This is a genomic window from Pseudomonas sp. NPDC078416, assembly GCF_050268485.1.
In the GTDB taxonomy this organism is placed as follows: domain Bacteria; phylum Pseudomonadota; class Gammaproteobacteria; order Pseudomonadales; family Pseudomonadaceae; genus Aquipseudomonas.
Map to the genome: position 1 here is coordinate 773,970 of NZ_JBNNGV010000001.1, position 16,001 is coordinate 789,970.

Genomic DNA, 16,001 nt, shown 5'->3' on the forward strand with positions numbered 1-16,001 from the left:
GCTGCGCTTGCTTTGAGCCGCGGCGGTAGAGGAGGGCGTGATGAGGTCATCGTTCACCGTGAGGCGCTGCGGACGAAACCGCCCGTCTAATCCGGGGCACTTGGCGTGCTCATAGGATTCTCATGGTCATGGTGCGGATAACTCGCACGTAAACGAGGAGATCGATTTCATGGCTAATGACACTTCGCTTACAGGGACCACCGCGCAGACGGACTCGGATAAGGATCTTGGGTTTAATGAAGAATCACCCGATGTTTCCGATCCGCAGGTTGACCCGACCGAGCCCGCGCGTACCGAGAATGACCCGGTGACTGACGAGCCAACCACTCGCCGCGGTAATGATGAACCGCTGCCGGGTAAGGGCGGGGTTTGATCGACTCGCGCTGAGCCCAAAAGCCCTGCTGATTGGAGCGGGGCTTTTTTTATGAATACGGCGGTGTTCTACGGCAGTGCGGTGTTTTAGGGTAACGAGCATTGGCGGTAGGTCACCGCTCTCAGTGGGACCGGCTTTAGCCGGGAAGGGGCCGGTGTGAGCGCCATCACTTCTTTAATGCTGACCCACGTGTTTTGAGTGTCTTCCTGCCCATCTCTCGCGCCTTACCGGCCGGAAGTGAACAAGATGAGTACAAGCGCTGTTCCGATCGGAGTGGCGATCTGATTTCTCGATCCGCACCGAAACGAATGCTGGTTTGGCGCCTGACCTGCGTGCCAAGATCGAGTAACCGTGTAACACCAATTTCGAAGTCGATATTTACAAGGATTCATCGTGCGCAAGACGCTTTGTGTCCTCATTGCCCTGCTGTTGGGAGGCTGCGCTTCGAAAGTGGTGGAGTATGCCGCAGCCCCGATCAACGACGAGCAGGCAAAGTCTGTGATTGAGCAGGTGCTCATGGAGCAGCCCCAAAAGACCAGACCCGAGCAGGTCATCATTACCTCGGAATACATCGCTTACGGCAACGGCGTAGTTTCCGAGACAAATGGATTCGCGAGTGCGATGCCGTTGGGCAACGGCGCTTTCGCTGCGGGCACGTCGAGAACCAATTCGAAATCGCTAGTCACGCGAATTTATTTCAACTCAATTGGCGACGTGAAGCTCTATTCCAAACGAGGACGGTGGGTAGTCATCACCCGCAGTCAGGCGGGTTCTGTTTTGAACAATGTGCTGGTGGACAATCAGGCAAAAGCTCAACGATATGTGGATTCGTTGGTGCACTTTAGAAAGGGATTGTGACGCCTTGGCTTGCGCCGGCGCGGTGTCCAACACATCAAAATCCAGGCACAAAAAAAGACGTCCGGGGACGTCTTCTTTTTTGGATTTGGTGGGCCGGGGTAATCTGAACTGCACGCATAAGTATTTGAATTATAACCAATTGATCAGCTGAATTTTAGCGCTGGAATACTGTTTGGAATACCATTCTGCTACCTGTGCCGAGAGGCTAGATTCGGTTGTTTCAATGGGTGCGCTGGCTAAGGAGTTTCGCTTTAAGCAGTTTTCACTTACGTAGTCATCCATCTCTTTCTTATGATCATGCGGCCTACCAATCCCACCGATCCCGCCGCACAGGTGCATGACGTCGGCCTATCAATAGCTTACATGCCAAAAAAATTAGCCCGGTCCTGCTCCCTCCGGTTTTGGCTGTCGTGGGTGCTCGTGAGGTTGGCGATCAAAGCGGCCATTATCGCGACACATACTACCGCGGCTGCGAAGTTGATCTTCACGATGATGAGAAGCGTAGCTGAATACAAAGCAATGATGACGGTAAGCAGCGCACACGCAATTTTAAGTTTGACCATCAGATTGATTCTCCTAGGGCAGTGATGACTTATGAGTCCCGGCCCAGCAGGGGCTGTGACCGGGTGACAATCTACTCGCCTGTGCGTGTCACGCGATCAAGTCCAGTGCTCGATGCAGAGCCCGTTGCTTTAAAGCTGCTCCTTGGCCGAACCAGGCTGAGTCCATTCGATAGTCTGCTGACTTGGCCCGCTTTTCATGATCCACAAACTCTGTAACCGCGTTTAGAAGTCCCCAGGCAGTTCCGTTTGCTGATGCTAGGCTAGCGCCTTTGCCCCTGCCCTCAAACAAGCCGTTGGCTTTCGCAATCGCATGGCGGTTGGTTTGCTGGCCCTGGGCGGTAACGCTTGTGGATGTCACGGTGAGCACTTGGTTGAAAAAGTGCTCAGCTTCTTTGTTCGATACCTTCCGCTCGGCGAGAGCCCGCATTTGGTACATGAACTCATCCCACCGAGAGACTGCAATACCCAACTGTTTCTTAAGGACACTTGGGTCGAATCGAGTGCTGTGAGGCACCTTTATACTGCTAGTAGCGCCATTGAGTGATAAGGCCAAGGTGTTGTTGCACACCACCCGGACACTCGTGGGCGTGGCGGTGGTGGCCAAGGTGCCGTCGCAGGACGTAGCCAGCAATAGATATCCGCCCACCTCGTCACCTCCTTTCAACGTGACGGATTGCCCCGTTCTTGCAAGCGCCCAGAACTTTCGGCCACCTTTGAGTACTCCTGCAGTTTCCAATTCATAGCCTGAGGATTCTGTAAGGTCTCTGTAGAATTCAAGGACCTCATTCGGCTGGACCACTTGATAGCGGCACGATACAACTGATAATGGTTCGAGGGTATCCGAACGAAACAGAACTTTTTGGTCCGCGAAAGTGCGAATCTCCGGCATCCCACTCCCACTAAATGATTCGTAGTGCACAGGGCTATGCTTAATCTGCCAATCCATTCCGGCCTCCCGTTGCCAAACCTCCAGCGGCTCTCCGCGCACTAGCTTGCTGCCCAGTCCGTGCCAGGGGGTGGAGCCGACGTAAGCCATGTTCTGAATTTCGTGTGCCATATTAAATTCCTTTCAGTTGATTGAATGGGGGCGTCCAAATAGACGGCCGCATCGCATGCAGACATGGGTTAGCGCTTGGGTTATTTCTGGCTCTTGATATTTGATTTTTAGAGCTATATCGAGCGTATCGAATAAACGCCTAGCCAGTTCCTCAAGCGCAGCAAGTACCACGGGGTTCTTGCTTAAGTTTGGATGGGAAGAGAGGCGCCGAATTATTAGCCGATTTACTGCTTTCGCACTGAGGGCAATGCGTCGCGCCGAGCTAATACAAAGAATTTTGCTGCTATGACAAAAGGGGCAAGTGAAAAACATAAGAGAAGACTCTAATGGGGTATTCTCTTCGGTTATATAGATCTAAAAACTGTTGGGATCAAAGCTGAAATCAGTCACCGACCCGATCAGTCACCTGTCTTGGTGTAGCAGCTATTTCTGCTATTCGTAGCGACGTAGCGAGATACTGAGCCCTGATGCACTGCTAATTCGCCTGTAATGAGTGTGTAATGGCCCGTAATCATTCCCAATACGCCGGCGCCGCGTTTCGGAATGATATTTTCTCCTATCAGCCATTTTCGGCTGGTCGGAGGCCACATGTATCAATCGTATTTCTACCCCATTTTACCAATCCCTGGTGCGACATACCCCGCTCCATCAGTAGCGCATCCCTGTTTCAATGCAGCGATTTCGGAAGCTTCCAAAAATCTGAAGCTTCCTGCTCCATTCCTCTGTCTCACGGCGTTGAGTGCTATCGCGGCTGTGCTGCAAGAACTGGTAGATATTGAAATGCCCTCCGGTAACGTGTTGCCGGTGTCAGTGAACACGTTGATCACTGTTCCTTCTGGCGGAGGAAAAAATAGGACGATAAATCTCTTTAAAAAATCAATCGAAGAGTTTGAGGCCCAGCAGGTATTGGCGAGTGAGAGGGAGATGGTAGCTTATAAGACCAAATACGAAATATGGTCTCACGAACGTAAGGACGTGTTGAAAAAACAGCGCGAGTCACTGTCGATGGATGAGTTGGTCGAGGTGCTGATGGCTCACGACCAAAAAGCACCTGTACCTCCAAAACCATTTAGGATGGTGTTTGAGGATACTACCCCTGAGGCTCTGCTGGCATCTCTAGGCGACGGTGGCCACGGTGCATGGCTGGTAACTAGTGAGGGAGGCATCATTCTCTCGCAACACTCTATGAAAAATATGCCCGCGCTCAATCAGCTTTGGAGTGGTGACCGGGTCACCGTCGACCGCAAAACCACGGGTAGTTTTGTATTGGCGGATGTGAGGATCTCGGTATTGATAATGAGTCAACCTGGCATCTTCGAAGACTTCATCAGCCGGTACGGCGGTTTGGCACGAGAGTCTGGTTTTTTTGCACGATGCTTGGTATTGGCTGTGCCCGCGAGTGTTGTCGGTCAGTATGAAGACGACCAAGTGCTTAACTGGCAAAGCCTTGAACAATTTCACGTGGTCTTGCGTCGCTTCTTGAGCATGAGCGTGAGCGGCATAGGTCGCTCTGCGGTCAGGTTCTCTCCTGAAGCCCGCAGAGGATGAATCTCTATCAAAAACGCAGTGGTTGAGGAATCACGAATGGGCGGTCGATTCACTGATTTTCCCGATTTGGCTGCGAGGACACCTGAAAATATCGCACGGGTATCTGCGTTACTTCATTTCTTTGAAGGACGAAGCGGGGACATTTCTGTCGAGACGTTAGACTATGCCTGCCGACTTTGCTTCTGGCACGTTGATCAGTTCGTGCAGATGTTCTCCGAACGATCTACTGGCGAGGAGGATGCACAGCTGTTATATAAATGGTTTTTAAAGCGATATAACGATTCTGCCCAGTATGCTTACCCTAAGAACTCCGTGCGACAAACTTGTCCCAATGTTCTACGAAAAAACGGAAGGTTTGAAACTGCATTTGGTTTACTAGCTTCAAGAGGCTATCTGTCCACTCAAGTTTTTGGTAAGGCTACGCAGGGTGTAATCTTCAGTCCCAGCGGATATGCCCATGGTTACCGGTGAGTAGCGATCGCCTCATCATTGATGATTATTTTGAGGTGGGCAGCAACACCGGCTTTGAAACGCAATTTCACTAGCTGTTGCCGCTTACAGGGAACCATCCCTTGGCTGAATGGAGACTGTTGCTGCTGATGAGTATTTGACCCATCTGCCAGGATTTCAATGACCCAGACTGCCGTGCTCTGGGCCATACCGGTACTGGCTTTTAAGTGGTTCTGGCTGGATCAGCGTGGCATCAGCAGATGGATCAACTCGCATCAGCGGCAACGGCTTCGATGCTGCATTTGAACTCCTCGCGGTCCTGAGATTAGCTATCCATGTTTCTGGGAAGAGGGGCTCAAGGGGTGGCTTTCTATCCCGGAGGGTATCGTAATGCATAAGCATGTCATAGTTTATTTAGTACCACTCTTAAGTTGACGTTCGCCCGAGTTTTGAAGCCGAACCGCTCTAACCTTTCCCCGCGTTCGGATGCAGAACTATTTCTTCTCGATGGAGTAGGTGGTTCTGCAATATTCGCTTCATTCAGACGCTTAAGAGTATCTGAATAAATGTCCGGGTGTTCTGCACTAATTGAAACTTCGGGTAGAGGGTCTACGAGTATACTTTTATCGTTAACCAGTACTTTGATGCAGTATTCCAGTGTGTCAGCGCTTTCCGACTTGATATTCTCTCTGACGTAATTGACCATTTTGGATGTTTCTTTGTTCTCTTTCCAGTAGCGTTCTGGATCTTTTATGGCTCCTATATCAATTTGGAATAACCTGGCCGCATTGTTCAAAATGTCTAGATCTTTTGATGCTTCCGGTGTTTGGCAGGGCAGTGCTTGGAGTGAGAACTGCAGGTCATAGATTTGCGATGGCAAAAAGAAAATGTTGGTTCTGTCTACCCAGATAGGAATCGGCCCCCTTTCAGATGAGGGCAGGGAGTCCGAGATGGAAAACCAAAAAAACTCCATTTGGATGTCTTGCTGCAGGTCTGTCTCCAGTTCCTTGATAGTGCTGGAGTGAGTCGCAGTTAAGCGCTGCGACTGCATCCCCCAAGATAATGCGCTCGGACTTGAGGGTAAGAATAAATCTTGTCGGAATGGAGATGGAGGAGTTGCCGGGCTAGGCAGCGTAATGCCGAACCACTTTTCACGACTACGGGGGCCAGTATAAAGGTCATAGAACGCTTTGATGCGTTCGTTTCTCCTAGCCGTGGTTAGAAACGGACTATCATTGTATTCAACAAAGCAATTATGAATGGACTCATGAATTTCGTCAGTAGATATAGACTTCCCAGTTGCTGATATTGTAGCGTCAAAGCGAGATATTTTCTGTCTTCCACCTAGTGCGATGCTCTTGAGCGTCACGCTCGGTGTTCGTAGAAATTTTGCTTGATGCTCGCGTTCGTGTGCTTGATAGTTTTGGGGATTGAACGAAAAATTTTCGTTCTCATAATACATCCTTACAGTTCGATCATGCGGAATTGCCACGATTGTTGAGACGTTCCCCCATGTCACGAAGTCGACGAACTCGGCGATTGAAAGATCCAGCTCGCATAGCGCTTCCTCTAAGGAGAACGGCACTCGATTTTTTCTCAGATCGTCATTCATGCTTCGCCTCTGCTGATGTGCCGCCTAGTCATTCCATCCTATCAGGCCAAGCACTCAATGTGCTGCGCAGCTTACGCATGATGGTGAGGACGCCCTCGACATGATGACGCGTACTCATGGATTGATGCTACCGCTGCACTATCTATCAGCGCCATAAGTCATCGTGGGTATCGCCTGGAGGCCAGCCTGCCGAGCCTTAGCATCAGTGACAAGTGGCGCAAGGCTGTGATGCGCGTGCTTCGAATCTGGACGTACCGCCGAGGGTCCCCAAGCTGGGTTGAGTGCTTATTGCCAGCCCATCAGGGATACGCGCAGAAGGGTGACAGATCTGTTTGCAACACGCTGCGAAGCCCGACCCGGTTTGTAAAGCCGCTGCTTTAAACTGAAGACGCGAATCTATCTCTCAATGTAATAGCGTTGTAATGATACGTAATGGTTCCAAAATTATCTTTCGCGAATATCGATCATGTATTGTCACTCCATCAAGTCCAACGGAGCGTTATATGAGCCAGTCTAATTCAACTACGTTAGCTGTAGTCGCGTGTGTCCTGCGCCTAAAGGTCGTCATGAGGCGCACAGGGCTTTCTAGGTCCACGCTTTATAGTCTGATGAACCCCAGTTCTATGTATTACGATCCTGCCTTCCCAAAACGGATTCTGTTGACCGGCAGGATTGGAGGAGCGGTAGGCTTTATAGAGAGTGAGCTCAATCAGTGGATTGAGTCTAGGGAAGCTGCATAGCGTTCTATAAATTATAAATTAACTCGGTAGGACCTTTCGGTGGAATAAATTGAATATTGCGCAATGAAAGCGAGGCTTGCGCGGCGACAGTATTGGCTGGATACGTCGGCTTGTAACGGTCCCCCATAATAGGTGTTGTAACACCTCTCCTGATGGGTGTTAAAGCAGCTTGCTTCAACAGCGTGACAAGCACTCGTCAATATAACGAGACTAGCGATGGCGTATCAGTCAGCAAGCAAGCTTATCAGTGCGCCACCCACAGGTCATAACCTGAAGTAGGCACTGCTACGCCTTGCCACTAGTGCTTCCCCAATACGTATCCAGCCCATCTTAATGATGGGATGGGTGATCGATTCATAATGAATGAGGTACCTATATGAGTAATCCCGTCAGTCTTAATATCTTTTCTTACTTCGAGATCATTGATGGCGTACTCCGGTACGCCATGAAAGATTATCGTAGGTTGCTTGTCGTACGACTAGAGCTACGTTTTCCTAAGGCAATGCCTGCAGGCGAGATACCTGATAATAGAGTACTGGACAAGTTTACTCAGTCATTAAGGTCTAAGGTCAAGTATCAGCGTGCCAGAGCCGGTAGGGACGGTAAGAGAGCACATCCCACCGATGTGCGTCTGGTATGGGTCAGGGAGTTCGGTCCTGTCAGTAAAAGACCTCACTATCATCTCATGATCGTCGTTAACCGAGATGCTTATCGCGGGTTAGGCAACTTCAATTCTGATGACGATAACCTAGCGCGCTGCATCCAAGGGGCTTGGGCAAGCGCCTTGAAGCTGAACGCTGAGGTCTACAGGGGCCTTGTCAATTTCTCTCGTGGGGGGCAGTACAAAATCATCAACGGTCATGGGTATCGGCAGGTGCTTGAAGCGATGCAGTACCTGTCTAAAGAATATTCTAAGGTGCGAGATGGAGCTCGGAACATTGGGTATAGCCTTGCACGTAAGGATCTAACGACCCACGGATGTAGCATCCAGTGTCATTACTAGGTCTGAAGATTACGTTACGACACTGCCGGTACACACGATAGCGGCGCTTAGAGAAGCTCTACAGGCCTAGAACTGAACGTCTGACGCAAATGCTGTTCGCAACCCTTCGTTAGGTAGGAATGCAGGTCATGTTGGCCAATTGACCTGCTCAGGCGGGTCCGCAGCCCACGTGAGCATGGGAAGGTCTTAAGTAGGCAGAAGTTTTTGCCCCGCCCGCGCTTTCAAGGTGCGGAAAACGCCTACTTTAATCAAAAACTTGACCTTTCATTCGATCACTGCCCGCTTTCTCGGCGAACGAGCGCTTTTCAGCGCTCACTGTCCGCATTACAGGCGCACCTATCCTGCATTCAGTAATCGTTTTCGCATCATCCATAGGTTGGACAGAGCAAACAGCGTGGTCTGTTGCGCGGTGTTTTTAACAAGGCCCCGAAAGCGCACTTTCGTATAACCAAACTGGCGCTTGATCAGTCGAAACGGATGCTCAACCTTGGCGCGCACTTGAGCTTTCGCGTGTTCGATTTTGCGACGCATGCGACCGATCAAACTCGTTTTACCGTTTTTTATAGCTGCTGGGCCGTGCAGCAATCGACCAGATCATTTGGCGTTCTGGATGCTCCGCACGCTTCTCGACACCGGTGTAACCGGCGTCACCAGAGACGTAAGTTTCCTCGCCATGCAGTAACTGATCGACCTGGGTGACGTCCGCCACATTGGCCGCCGTGCCCACCACGCTTTGCACCAAACCCGATCCGGCATCGACACCGATGTGCGCTTTCATCCCGAAGAAACATTGATTTCCTTTCTTCGTCTGGTGCATTTCGGGGTCGCGCTTGCCGTCCTTGTTCTTGGTCAAACTCGGCGCATGATAGCTGACGCCTGATGCTGTGCTCCCGATTTCCTTCAGGAGCCAGCTTCATGATGCGACCCGACGCCAAAGTCGAAAGGGTATACCTTCTACCCCAAACCGGTAAACTTTCGAAAATCCATTGATGGCTTTGCTGCGCTGGGGACGATGGCCGCATTGCCCTGCCGAGGTAAACGGATGGCAGTACAAACTTGCGCGCTGATTTATGACTGAATTTGGTAATGTGTTTTACACAGCTCACATGGTTAGGAGCTAGGTTGGAAGCCCATCCCGGGGCTCTTCAATCACCACTTTTTAGACCCAGAGCGCTAGACATGGCCTGCGGGTTGGTACGGTCTAATTAAGCTATGTGCAAGAGGAGCAGCATGGAAGACATTACCTTTGAGATTCTTCAATCCAAAAAAACTGGACTGAACAGCCCAGAAAGCTACGTTGTTGTCAGAGAAGAGACAGGTTTTCTAAGAATTCTTGGGGATGATCCTCAGTGGGAGCTTATGACTGCCACTGCAAGCGAGGATCATGGGCGCGTCAAGGTATGCGCCAACCAGCTCCGCTTGATTGAATCTGCGTTACGACTAGGAGCCGAGCTTGAGACATCTCCATCGGTAGAAAGGGATTGGGCTGGAAGAGAATACGTAAAAATATGCGTCATCACTCAGCACAGGAATCAAAACGACAAAGATTTCAACAGCGAGCTCGCCGCCGCGTTCAGCAGATTTTTTGAGATCTACGAGTCATACACAGACGTAAGATATCGCGCCAGAGAAGAAATGGTTGAACTCTACAATGATCTTTCAACTGGTGATCTGAGTGACGAAGTTTATCTTAGTGATGGCGTTTGGCTTGGTAGCGACGGCTCACTGTTTGACCGAGGCCGATAGCACATGACAACTCATTCAAGCCGATGCCGCTTCGTGGCGTGGGTTAATTCAGGCGTTGGTCCTATTCTTCATCAAGAAAGAAGCTCAGTAAATTCAGACGTTGAGGACCGCTACTTCCTGCCGACACCGGCTGCTCCTGGCTGATGGCTGCTGGCTGCTGGCTGCTCATGGTGAGAGGTAGCGTATGGCCGGCTGCGGCCAGTCACAATGACGTTCATCCTCAAGCCTCTCAAGATGGAGGCTATGACATGAACGCACCCCGCGGCTCTACACACCAGGTCTGGAATAAGGCAAATTGGTTGGGCAAAAAGCATCGCTGCGCCTGCGCGACATCTGGGGCATCAGGGTCAGACTGAAGCTTGCCCGAAACGTTAGAAATCTAGCGCTGTTCGATTCAGCAATCGACAGTTCTAAAGGGAGAAGCATCAGATAGCCCATCCGGAAGGTATCCTGGGGCTTAGAAACGCCATGACAGCCAAGCGTGGTTCCAGCGTAAGGTGGCGCTGTATTTGCTTAGGCTGTGAAGTGTTAAGCCCTAGAGATCTGTCAGCCCCCGCCTGCAATATGTGCCGGATAGTGGCAATAAACTCGTCATAAGCAACAGGCTCTTGCCGATCCGCGGTATCAAGTGCCGTCAGGTAACAGTTGATGCTCGATTCGATTTCTTCCATGCGCCGCTTCAGTTTGGCGCAGGTGAAGCTACGGTCGCGGTTGTTGACGGTTTTGAATTAGCTGCCATCGATGGCGACGAGATTTTCACCGAACAATCCCAACTGCTGACACAGCACTACGAACTGGCGACAGACGCCGTGGATGGCCTTGCTGTTATCTTTTCGGAAGTTGGCGATAGCCTTAAAATCCGGCATTAAACGCCCCGTCAACCATCACCTTAACGTTGCGTTTAGCTTCTCGCTCGAAGCGTCGGCTTGATTGGATTCGGTTGAGATAGCCATAGATATTGATCTTCAGCAAGACTTCAGAGTGGTAAGCAGGTCGGCCTGTGTCAGCAGGAATAGCACCCTCGAAACCCAAATTGATCAGGTGAAGGCGTGTTTACATACTCTGGGCCAAGAGCGGACGTTGAGAAGCGGGATTTATGTTAATCGCAGCAGTTCCAGGTTGGCTTGCCGCGGGCTTGTGCGCAGGCTGTTCGGCCAAAAATGACCATCACGAACAAGCGTTTCTACTACTTCTACAGTCGTGTGTTGGCTGCTTTCGCGCATGCCTTGCAAGCTTCGAAACCCAACGATTTTAGAAAGCTCTCCTCCTGAGAGTGATCATGACTTTTCCGGTAATACTGGCTTAGCATGGATTTCAATAGGTGCTTGTAGACGTTATGCCACTCCCTATCAAGGTCAGTTGCCTGCGGGCTGTCGATCACACGCCTTGGTGCGAAGGTTCGCTTTCTGACTTCAGGGTTCGCCTCGTGAAATTCCTTAGCAGCCCGAAGGTGTGACTGGATTGCCTGCTCCATTTCCTCCACGGTAAGCAGACTGAATTCATTTTGACCGGAATTATTGTATTCAATTCTTTGCGGTCTGGTCTTCAGCAAGAATCGGGCTTCTAATGCGGTCAGAAATCTTTCCTGATCGTCCTGCAGCAAGTGCTTGTTTGCCTCAGCGAATACCCGGAATTTTTCGATCTCGTCGGGGCCTTTTAGCTTTATTTCCGGCGGAATACTAAAGTTCAAATAATCCGAATTCAGGTAGCCGCAGGAGCTATCGAAGTGGTACTTCAGTGGTCCATTGGTTCTGAATAGATGCAGGCCATCGTTTCGTTGGGCCTTGGTGCCAGAGATCCTAAATTTTTCGATACCGGACGCTACCAGCAGCTCGGCATACAGCGATTTCAACTCAACCACTGATAGTATCCAGGCCAAGTCTTCCCTGTAGACCGCTGTCCTAACGTGCTCATCCACTTCGTTGACCGATTCAAAATAGAGGTTTTTCAATTTACCCATGCTGCTTTTAGTCAGGTAAACCTGTGCTTCGTTGACGTCCATGGGCCCTCCTTGAATATGCCAATCCATTACGTTATTCCTGTGATCGATGGTTTATTAACAGCGCTGGACGTTTGTTCTGCAGCCCGGTTTGTATGGTGATCACGTTCGCCTTTGCCAACAGGTCCAACGCGCACCCAGGTTGGAACATGCAATCCTGCTTGAGTGCCTGTTCAGCGGCATCCATGATCGAATCGGCATGCGCGAAGGCGGAGGCCGCATAGGCCTGGAGACGTGCTGAGAGGACTTCTGCAACAAGCCCAGTGGCGCTTTTCCCGGACAGTTCAGCGACTAGGTCCAGCATGGCGGAGACCTTCTCGCCGGGTCGTACATTGACCATGGCGTGTTGCTCTGCTCGTGCTTCTATCTGGGCTTCGCCAATAGCTTGGATCACCGTCGAAAGAATACCGATGCTCATTTTTTTACCCCTGCCAACTTTTCTTTTATTCCAATGAATGTATCGCTGTTGTAGGCATCTTCAGGCGCGCTGGGATCCGGCATCATTTCATACGGCGCGTTGAACGCCAGGATGTTCTCCAGCAGATGCTGACACTCAGAACCGATGGCATCGAATACCCAAGGTCTGGACAACACATCGTAAGCAGCGCGCTCATCGGCGGTTTTGGCCAACAGCGCCCGAGCGTCTCGATCAGGAATGCTCATCAACTCATCAAGCAACACGTCATGCAGGAGCTTATTAATCAGCACTGAACGTGATACGCCTTCGTGCTCTGCTAAGGCATCGAGCAGATACAGGTCGTGTTGCTTGATGCGTACATTGTATTTGCGCTCGCTTTTTACCCGTTGAAGTGGCTCGGAACTGGCCGTATCGGCAAAGGCTTCGGGGTGTATGTCGAGGGTGTAATCACCATCGAGGATCGACCGTCTACTTACCGAAAAGCTTCTGGCGTTTTCAGGACTCATAAATGTGTTCTCTTAGAATTGGAGTAGACGGTGATCAAGGCCTCGCCCTCGATAACGAGCGATGCACCACCGCGTCGTGCCAGCCGCTCGAGCATTTTTAGTTCTACACGTTTCTGTTGTAGCAAGGGGGTAATGGCGCGTTCTGGGAGTACAAGTTTGTCTCCTCGGGCGTTCCAGTCACCAAGGGTGAGAATCGCCCCAATCATGGCCTCTGAAATGCCGCGTTGCCTCATTCGATCCTGCAGATGCCCGGTGTGCATGTCGTCATCACTCATGTTGTGTGGATGGTTCGCAATATAGCCAAGTTATGGATTTATTAAAAGCCATATTATGGCTTTTTTATCGCTGGTGATTTTTTGGTCGGTACGGGCAATGCAATGGTTGGTAAGACGAAAAAAAGCGGCACTGAAGATCAGAGCCGCTGCACTGCTGAGCAGTAAGCTGGGCACGCCCAGCGAGACGAGAGGGGGGTATTGCCGCCCCACCCCAGGCGGTGACTACCACAGTGCCGGTGAGATCACGTCTTGCTATCAAAGCGCGCTCGCGGACTCAGTTCATGATGCCTTTGCTGCGCAGGGTGGCCAGCTTGGCCAGGATCCGTACCTTGGCCATATCCAGCACGGCAGCATTGGTCTTGCTCGACAGCTGTTCGCGAGCCTTGCTGCCGAGGAAATAGCTGATGCGTTCCGCGTTGGCTCCCGAAGGGTGCGGCAGTCCATCCAGCAGTTGTTCTGGTTTTAGCAGGCCTTTGGCTTGCAGGTGCTGGAAGATTTCGGCGACCTTGGGCCCGAGCGGCACGTAGAGACACTGCGGGCCCAGTGCCCGAATTTCCTCTGCCAGGTGCGTTTCTACCTGGTGCCGCAGGGTGCTGCGACTGAGCATGCTGGGGCTGCCGCTTTAATCCTTACCATTCACAAACACCGGATAGCGCAGTGCCGACGTGGAGTGCAACAAGTGCCGGTGGGTGTCGAACAGACAGGCACAGCTGTCAATGTTCAACAGGGTATGGACTCCAACCTGATCCAGCACCCTCACCAGGTTGCTGCGCAAGGGGCCGGCGAAACTAGCGGTTTCCTTGGCGGCCTGATCGGCGTGTTGAACCGAGGCGCCAAGGCGCAGCTGCTTAGCGGCCTCGGTTAGAGCAAGGCGGGTTTGTTGCGAGCCGGGTGTAATACCGCACACCACGATTCGAGCACTGGCATTGATGTGATCGAACGGGGAATAGAAGGTCTGTAGATCACCTTCGGAGGCCAGCAGCAACTCCGCCGGCAGTGGGTGAGCAAAGGTGTGGTTGGAGGCGGAAAGCAGGGCGCTGAACTGTTCAAGGCTCATTGTGATGTCCTTTGGTGATAGGCAATTGTTGGGTTAGCTGGCGTTAATCCGCACGGGTAGCAATGAAGCCCCGGCGACCTTTCAACCAGCGCAACGCCTCTTCGGAGTCGACCACCGTCTGGCTTTTTTCCTTGCGCGTTTGCAGTTGATCCGCCGCCGTGGGTTGCGCTGCATTGCGCACGGCGCGCTCGGACATCTGTCCCAAGACCGCGATTTCTTTTAGCGTCAGGTAGCCGCAGTTGTCCTCACCCGACAAGAACATGGGCACCGCCTTGTCATCTTCAAATTTCGGGTGGGTATCCAAGTCAAGGCGGGCTCTGACCAGCGCCTGGAAAAGCAGGTGCTCGAGTCCTTTCGGTAAAACCATCTCGTGTCCACCGATTTGAGGTGAGAACACCTCAATATCGGGCCGGGCGGAGAGCACTAGCGTTGCCAGCCGAGCCCAGTTGTCATTCATTCTCGTTTCTTCCTCCCCATCTTTGGCGAGGCTGAGTCGGCCATTGATTGCGTAGTCGTAGCAATCCTGGGCCGCTGTCCGCACCGCGCTTTCACCGTTGTAGAGCTGATCCAGACTGTTGAGCTTGGTCGGGTCAATTTCGCCGTTAAATTTCATCAGCGACGCCCCTAACGACCCCCAATAGGCGTCGTGTGCCTCCTGAATAATCTCGTCCAGGCCGAGCTTTGTCTCCGCAGCGACGAAGGTTTTCTCGAGTTGGTTACGCCAGAAGCTGCGCATCGTCTTCCTCTCAGTCAGTAGGTATGGGCATAGACTAGCAGTAAATGTTATATTTGCAATGATTGTTTTATGATTAAAATGATGATTATTTTCTGGCTGGATTTCGCCGTGCTGTGTGGGCCATTAGCTGCTCTTTTTGAGTTTCCTCTGAGTACAAATAATGGACGGGATAACCCGCAATTGGACGCACACCCGGAGACCCAGACCGGGTTGCTTCTAGAAGATGTGTCCCTCGAAGACATTGAAAACCGCTCCACAGCCTCATTATCGAGCCGACGTTTCGTCACTTGATCTAGGTTGGATCGCGTAGTTGTAGAGGCCGGTCGGCCTCTTTTGTTTGCTCAACAAGAAACGGGCAGATCGTGCGGCAAGGTATTCAGGAAGAGACGCTGCGCACCATGCTTGAGGCTAGCGCGTCGAAGGCGGCGAAAACCGTGCTGTCTGCTGCGTTGCAGGCGCCCGGGCGGCGCGCAGTGCGGCGCAAGGACCGATGCACACGCAATGTCTGGTTGACGTGATGGTTGTCGCGTTCAAGTCAGTGGCGCGTCTTGATAGTTTGGTAATCCATGAGATTGACTCTTCTGAAGAGATGTAATGGTTTGTGCCCATGCCATGCCATGCCATGACGCTGACGGTTGCACCTGCTTATGCTGAAGCCTTACCCCAAGCGGGACCTGTAGTAAGGCTTCCCGGTCAGATCAGGAAAACCACTGTTTCAGTGTTTCCTTCGCCTTGGTCACGTGTTCTGCCTTGATATGAGTAGCGGTCGCTGCCAACGCTGCGCACAACACTCCGATGTCGTCGGTGTAGCCCACGATTGGCGTGATGTCGGGGATGACGTCGATCGGAGAGATTAAATAGCCGAGCGCACCATAAATGGTGGTTTTTGCCCAGGTGGGCGTGTCTGAGTCGGTTGCGGCGTAGTACATCTTCAGTGCGGGTTCTAGTGCCGCCTCGCCAGCGGATTTCGCATGGTTTTTAACTTTGTCCCAGAACGAGTCGTCTGAGTAATCCTTTTCAAATGCGTTGTCTGACATGGGTTTCTCTCTACGGTCATTGG

The 16,001-nt window shown here is 51.6% G+C and carries 17 protein-coding genes and 4 pseudogenes; 8 read left to right on the forward strand and 13 right to left on the reverse strand.

Annotated features, from left to right (window positions below; all coding sequences use genetic code 11):
- Positions 1-169 precede the first annotated feature (169 nt).
- Both ACQKEN_RS03465 and ACQKEN_RS03470 read left to right on the forward strand, forming a co-directional pair.
- Positions 170-373, forward strand: coding sequence for a DUF6021 family protein (locus tag ACQKEN_RS03465; protein WP_427683653.1), 204 nt, complete (start codon positions 170-172; stop codon positions 371-373).
- 393 nt (positions 374-766) lie between these two features.
- Positions 767-1,231 carry a hypothetical protein gene (locus ACQKEN_RS03470; protein ID WP_122622765.1) on the forward strand — a complete coding sequence of 155 codons (465 nt, stop codon included), beginning with the start codon at positions 767-769 and terminating at the stop codon, positions 1,229-1,231.
- Positions 1,232-1,590: 359 nt separating this feature from the next.
- On the opposite strand, the gene ACQKEN_RS03475 is transcribed toward ACQKEN_RS03470, so the two are convergent.
- Complete coding sequence (locus ACQKEN_RS03475) at positions 1,591-1,794, reverse strand: hypothetical protein (protein WP_427683656.1); 204 nt, start codon at positions 1,792-1,794, stop codon at positions 1,591-1,593.
- Positions 1,795-1,882: 88 nt separating this feature from the next.
- Positions 1,883-2,851: a DUF932 domain-containing protein gene (locus ACQKEN_RS03480; RefSeq protein ID WP_427683658.1), complete on the reverse strand. Its 969-nt coding sequence runs from the start codon at positions 2,849-2,851 to the stop codon at positions 1,883-1,885.
- A gap of 588 nt (positions 2,852-3,439) precedes the next feature.
- On the opposite strand from ACQKEN_RS03480, the pseudogene ACQKEN_RS03485 reads away from it, so the two are divergent.
- Positions 3,440-4,870: pseudogene (locus ACQKEN_RS03485) on the forward strand (YfjI family protein).
- Positions 4,871-5,252: 382 nt separating this feature from the next.
- Here ACQKEN_RS03485 and ACQKEN_RS03490 read toward each other — a convergent pair.
- Positions 5,253-6,461, reverse strand: coding sequence for a hypothetical protein (locus ACQKEN_RS03490; protein ID WP_427683660.1), 1,209 nt, complete (start codon positions 6,459-6,461; stop codon positions 5,253-5,255).
- 503 nt (positions 6,462-6,964) lie between these two features.
- On the opposite strand from ACQKEN_RS03490, the gene ACQKEN_RS03495 reads away from it, so the two are divergent.
- Positions 6,965-7,201, forward strand: coding sequence for a helix-turn-helix transcriptional regulator (locus tag ACQKEN_RS03495; RefSeq protein WP_427683662.1), 237 nt, complete (start codon positions 6,965-6,967; stop codon positions 7,199-7,201).
- 445 nt (positions 7,202-7,646) lie between these two features.
- On the forward strand, positions 7,647-8,204 hold the full coding sequence (locus ACQKEN_RS03500) for an inovirus Gp2 family protein (RefSeq protein WP_427683811.1): 558 nt from the start codon (positions 7,647-7,649) through the stop codon (positions 8,202-8,204).
- A 336-nt stretch (positions 8,205-8,540) separates the two neighbouring features.
- On the opposite strand, the pseudogene ACQKEN_RS03505 reads toward ACQKEN_RS03500, so the two are convergent.
- A pseudogene (locus ACQKEN_RS03505) lies at positions 8,541-9,072 on the reverse strand (IS5 family transposase); the annotation flags it as partial.
- A gap of 362 nt (positions 9,073-9,434) precedes the next feature.
- On the opposite strand from ACQKEN_RS03505, the gene ACQKEN_RS03510 reads away from it, so the two are divergent.
- Positions 9,435-9,950 (forward strand): hypothetical protein, encoded by a 516-nt coding sequence (locus tag ACQKEN_RS03510; RefSeq protein WP_427683663.1) that lies wholly within the window; start codon positions 9,435-9,437, stop codon positions 9,948-9,950.
- 248 nt (positions 9,951-10,198) lie between these two features.
- Positions 10,199-10,359, forward strand: a pseudogene (locus ACQKEN_RS03515) (integrase); the annotation flags it as partial.
- Between the two features lie 193 nt (positions 10,360-10,552).
- Here the strand turns inward: ACQKEN_RS03515 and ACQKEN_RS03520 are convergent.
- The 8 genes and pseudogenes from ACQKEN_RS03520 to ACQKEN_RS03555 all read right to left on the reverse strand — a co-directional run.
- Positions 10,553-10,997, reverse strand: a pseudogene (locus ACQKEN_RS03520) (transposase); the annotation flags it as partial.
- 145 nt (positions 10,998-11,142) lie between these two features.
- Positions 11,143-11,952, reverse strand: a complete 810-nt coding sequence (locus ACQKEN_RS03525) for a hypothetical protein (RefSeq protein ID WP_427683665.1) — start codon at positions 11,950-11,952, stop codon at positions 11,143-11,145.
- Between the two features lie 31 nt (positions 11,953-11,983).
- On the reverse strand, positions 11,984-12,367 hold the full coding sequence (locus ACQKEN_RS03530) for a hypothetical protein (RefSeq protein WP_427683667.1): 384 nt from the start codon (positions 12,365-12,367) through the stop codon (positions 11,984-11,986).
- Positions 12,364-12,873 carry a hypothetical protein gene (locus tag ACQKEN_RS03535; RefSeq protein WP_427683669.1) on the reverse strand — a complete coding sequence of 170 codons (510 nt, stop codon included), beginning with the start codon at positions 12,871-12,873 and terminating at the stop codon, positions 12,364-12,366. Before ACQKEN_RS03535 ends, ACQKEN_RS03530 begins: the two co-directional genes overlap by 4 nt.
- Complete coding sequence (locus tag ACQKEN_RS03540) at positions 12,870-13,148, reverse strand: hypothetical protein (RefSeq protein WP_427683670.1); 279 nt, start codon at positions 13,146-13,148, stop codon at positions 12,870-12,872. The genes ACQKEN_RS03535 and ACQKEN_RS03540 overlap by 4 nt, the downstream gene beginning before the upstream one ends.
- Positions 13,149-13,422: 274 nt before the next feature.
- Positions 13,423-13,755, reverse strand: a complete 333-nt coding sequence (locus ACQKEN_RS03545; RefSeq protein ID WP_427683672.1) for a hypothetical protein — start codon at positions 13,753-13,755, stop codon at positions 13,423-13,425.
- A gap of 15 nt (positions 13,756-13,770) precedes the next feature.
- On the reverse strand, positions 13,771-14,205 hold the full coding sequence (locus tag ACQKEN_RS03550) for a hypothetical protein (RefSeq protein ID WP_427683674.1): 435 nt from the start codon (positions 14,203-14,205) through the stop codon (positions 13,771-13,773).
- A 43-nt stretch (positions 14,206-14,248) separates the two neighbouring features.
- Positions 14,249-14,941 carry a hypothetical protein gene (locus ACQKEN_RS03555; RefSeq protein ID WP_427683675.1) on the reverse strand — a complete coding sequence of 231 codons (693 nt, stop codon included), beginning with the start codon at positions 14,939-14,941 and terminating at the stop codon, positions 14,249-14,251.
- 69 nt (positions 14,942-15,010) lie between these two features.
- Between ACQKEN_RS03555 and ACQKEN_RS03560 the strand changes: the two genes are divergently transcribed.
- A complete protein-coding gene (locus tag ACQKEN_RS03560) occupies positions 15,011-15,232 on the forward strand; it encodes a hypothetical protein (protein WP_427683677.1) in 222 nt (73 codons plus the stop codon).
- A gap of 407 nt (positions 15,233-15,639) precedes the next feature.
- Here ACQKEN_RS03560 and ACQKEN_RS03565 read toward each other — a convergent pair whose 3' ends face one another.
- A complete protein-coding gene (locus ACQKEN_RS03565) occupies positions 15,640-15,978 on the reverse strand; it encodes a YkvA family protein (RefSeq protein WP_427683678.1) in 339 nt (112 codons plus the stop codon).
- Positions 15,979-16,001 lie beyond the last annotated feature (23 nt).

What these genes read in the sequence shown, in the direction of transcription:
- ACQKEN_RS03465 (WP_427683653.1), top strand. Translation starts at nt 170, where the DNA reads ATGGCTAATGACACTTCGCTTACAGGGACCACCGCGCAGACGGACTCG.
- ACQKEN_RS03475 (WP_427683656.1), bottom strand. Translation starts at nt 1,794, where the DNA reads ATGGTCAAACTTAAAATTGCGTGTGCGCTGCTTACCGTCATCATTGCT.
- ACQKEN_RS03480 (WP_427683658.1), bottom strand. Translation starts at nt 2,851, where the DNA reads ATGGCACACGAAATTCAGAACATGGCTTACGTCGGCTCCACCCCCTGG.
- ACQKEN_RS03490 (WP_427683660.1), bottom strand. Translation starts at nt 6,461, where the DNA reads ATGAATGACGATCTGAGAAAAAATCGAGTGCCGTTCTCCTTAGAGGAA.
- ACQKEN_RS03495 (WP_427683662.1), top strand. Translation starts at nt 6,965, where the DNA reads ATGAGCCAGTCTAATTCAACTACGTTAGCTGTAGTCGCGTGTGTCCTG.
- ACQKEN_RS03500 (WP_427683811.1), top strand. Translation starts at nt 7,647, where the DNA reads ATGAAAGATTATCGTAGGTTGCTTGTCGTACGACTAGAGCTACGTTTT.
- ACQKEN_RS03510 (WP_427683663.1), top strand. Translation starts at nt 9,435, where the DNA reads ATGGAAGACATTACCTTTGAGATTCTTCAATCCAAAAAAACTGGACTG.
- ACQKEN_RS03525 (WP_427683665.1), bottom strand. Translation starts at nt 11,952, where the DNA reads ATGGACGTCAACGAAGCACAGGTTTACCTGACTAAAAGCAGCATGGGT.
- ACQKEN_RS03530 (WP_427683667.1), bottom strand. Translation starts at nt 12,367, where the DNA reads ATGAGCATCGGTATTCTTTCGACGGTGATCCAAGCTATTGGCGAAGCC.
- ACQKEN_RS03535 (WP_427683669.1), bottom strand. Translation starts at nt 12,873, where the DNA reads ATGAGTCCTGAAAACGCCAGAAGCTTTTCGGTAAGTAGACGGTCGATC.
- ACQKEN_RS03540 (WP_427683670.1), bottom strand. Translation starts at nt 13,148, where the DNA reads ATGAGTGATGACGACATGCACACCGGGCATCTGCAGGATCGAATGAGG.
- ACQKEN_RS03545 (WP_427683672.1), bottom strand. Translation starts at nt 13,755, where the DNA reads ATGCTCAGTCGCAGCACCCTGCGGCACCAGGTAGAAACGCACCTGGCA.
- ACQKEN_RS03550 (WP_427683674.1), bottom strand. Translation starts at nt 14,205, where the DNA reads ATGAGCCTTGAACAGTTCAGCGCCCTGCTTTCCGCCTCCAACCACACC.
- ACQKEN_RS03555 (WP_427683675.1), bottom strand. Translation starts at nt 14,941, where the DNA reads ATGCGCAGCTTCTGGCGTAACCAACTCGAGAAAACCTTCGTCGCTGCG.
- ACQKEN_RS03560 (WP_427683677.1), top strand. Translation starts at nt 15,011, where the DNA reads ATGATTAAAATGATGATTATTTTCTGGCTGGATTTCGCCGTGCTGTGT.
- ACQKEN_RS03565 (WP_427683678.1), bottom strand. Translation starts at nt 15,978, where the DNA reads ATGTCAGACAACGCATTTGAAAAGGATTACTCAGACGACTCGTTCTGG.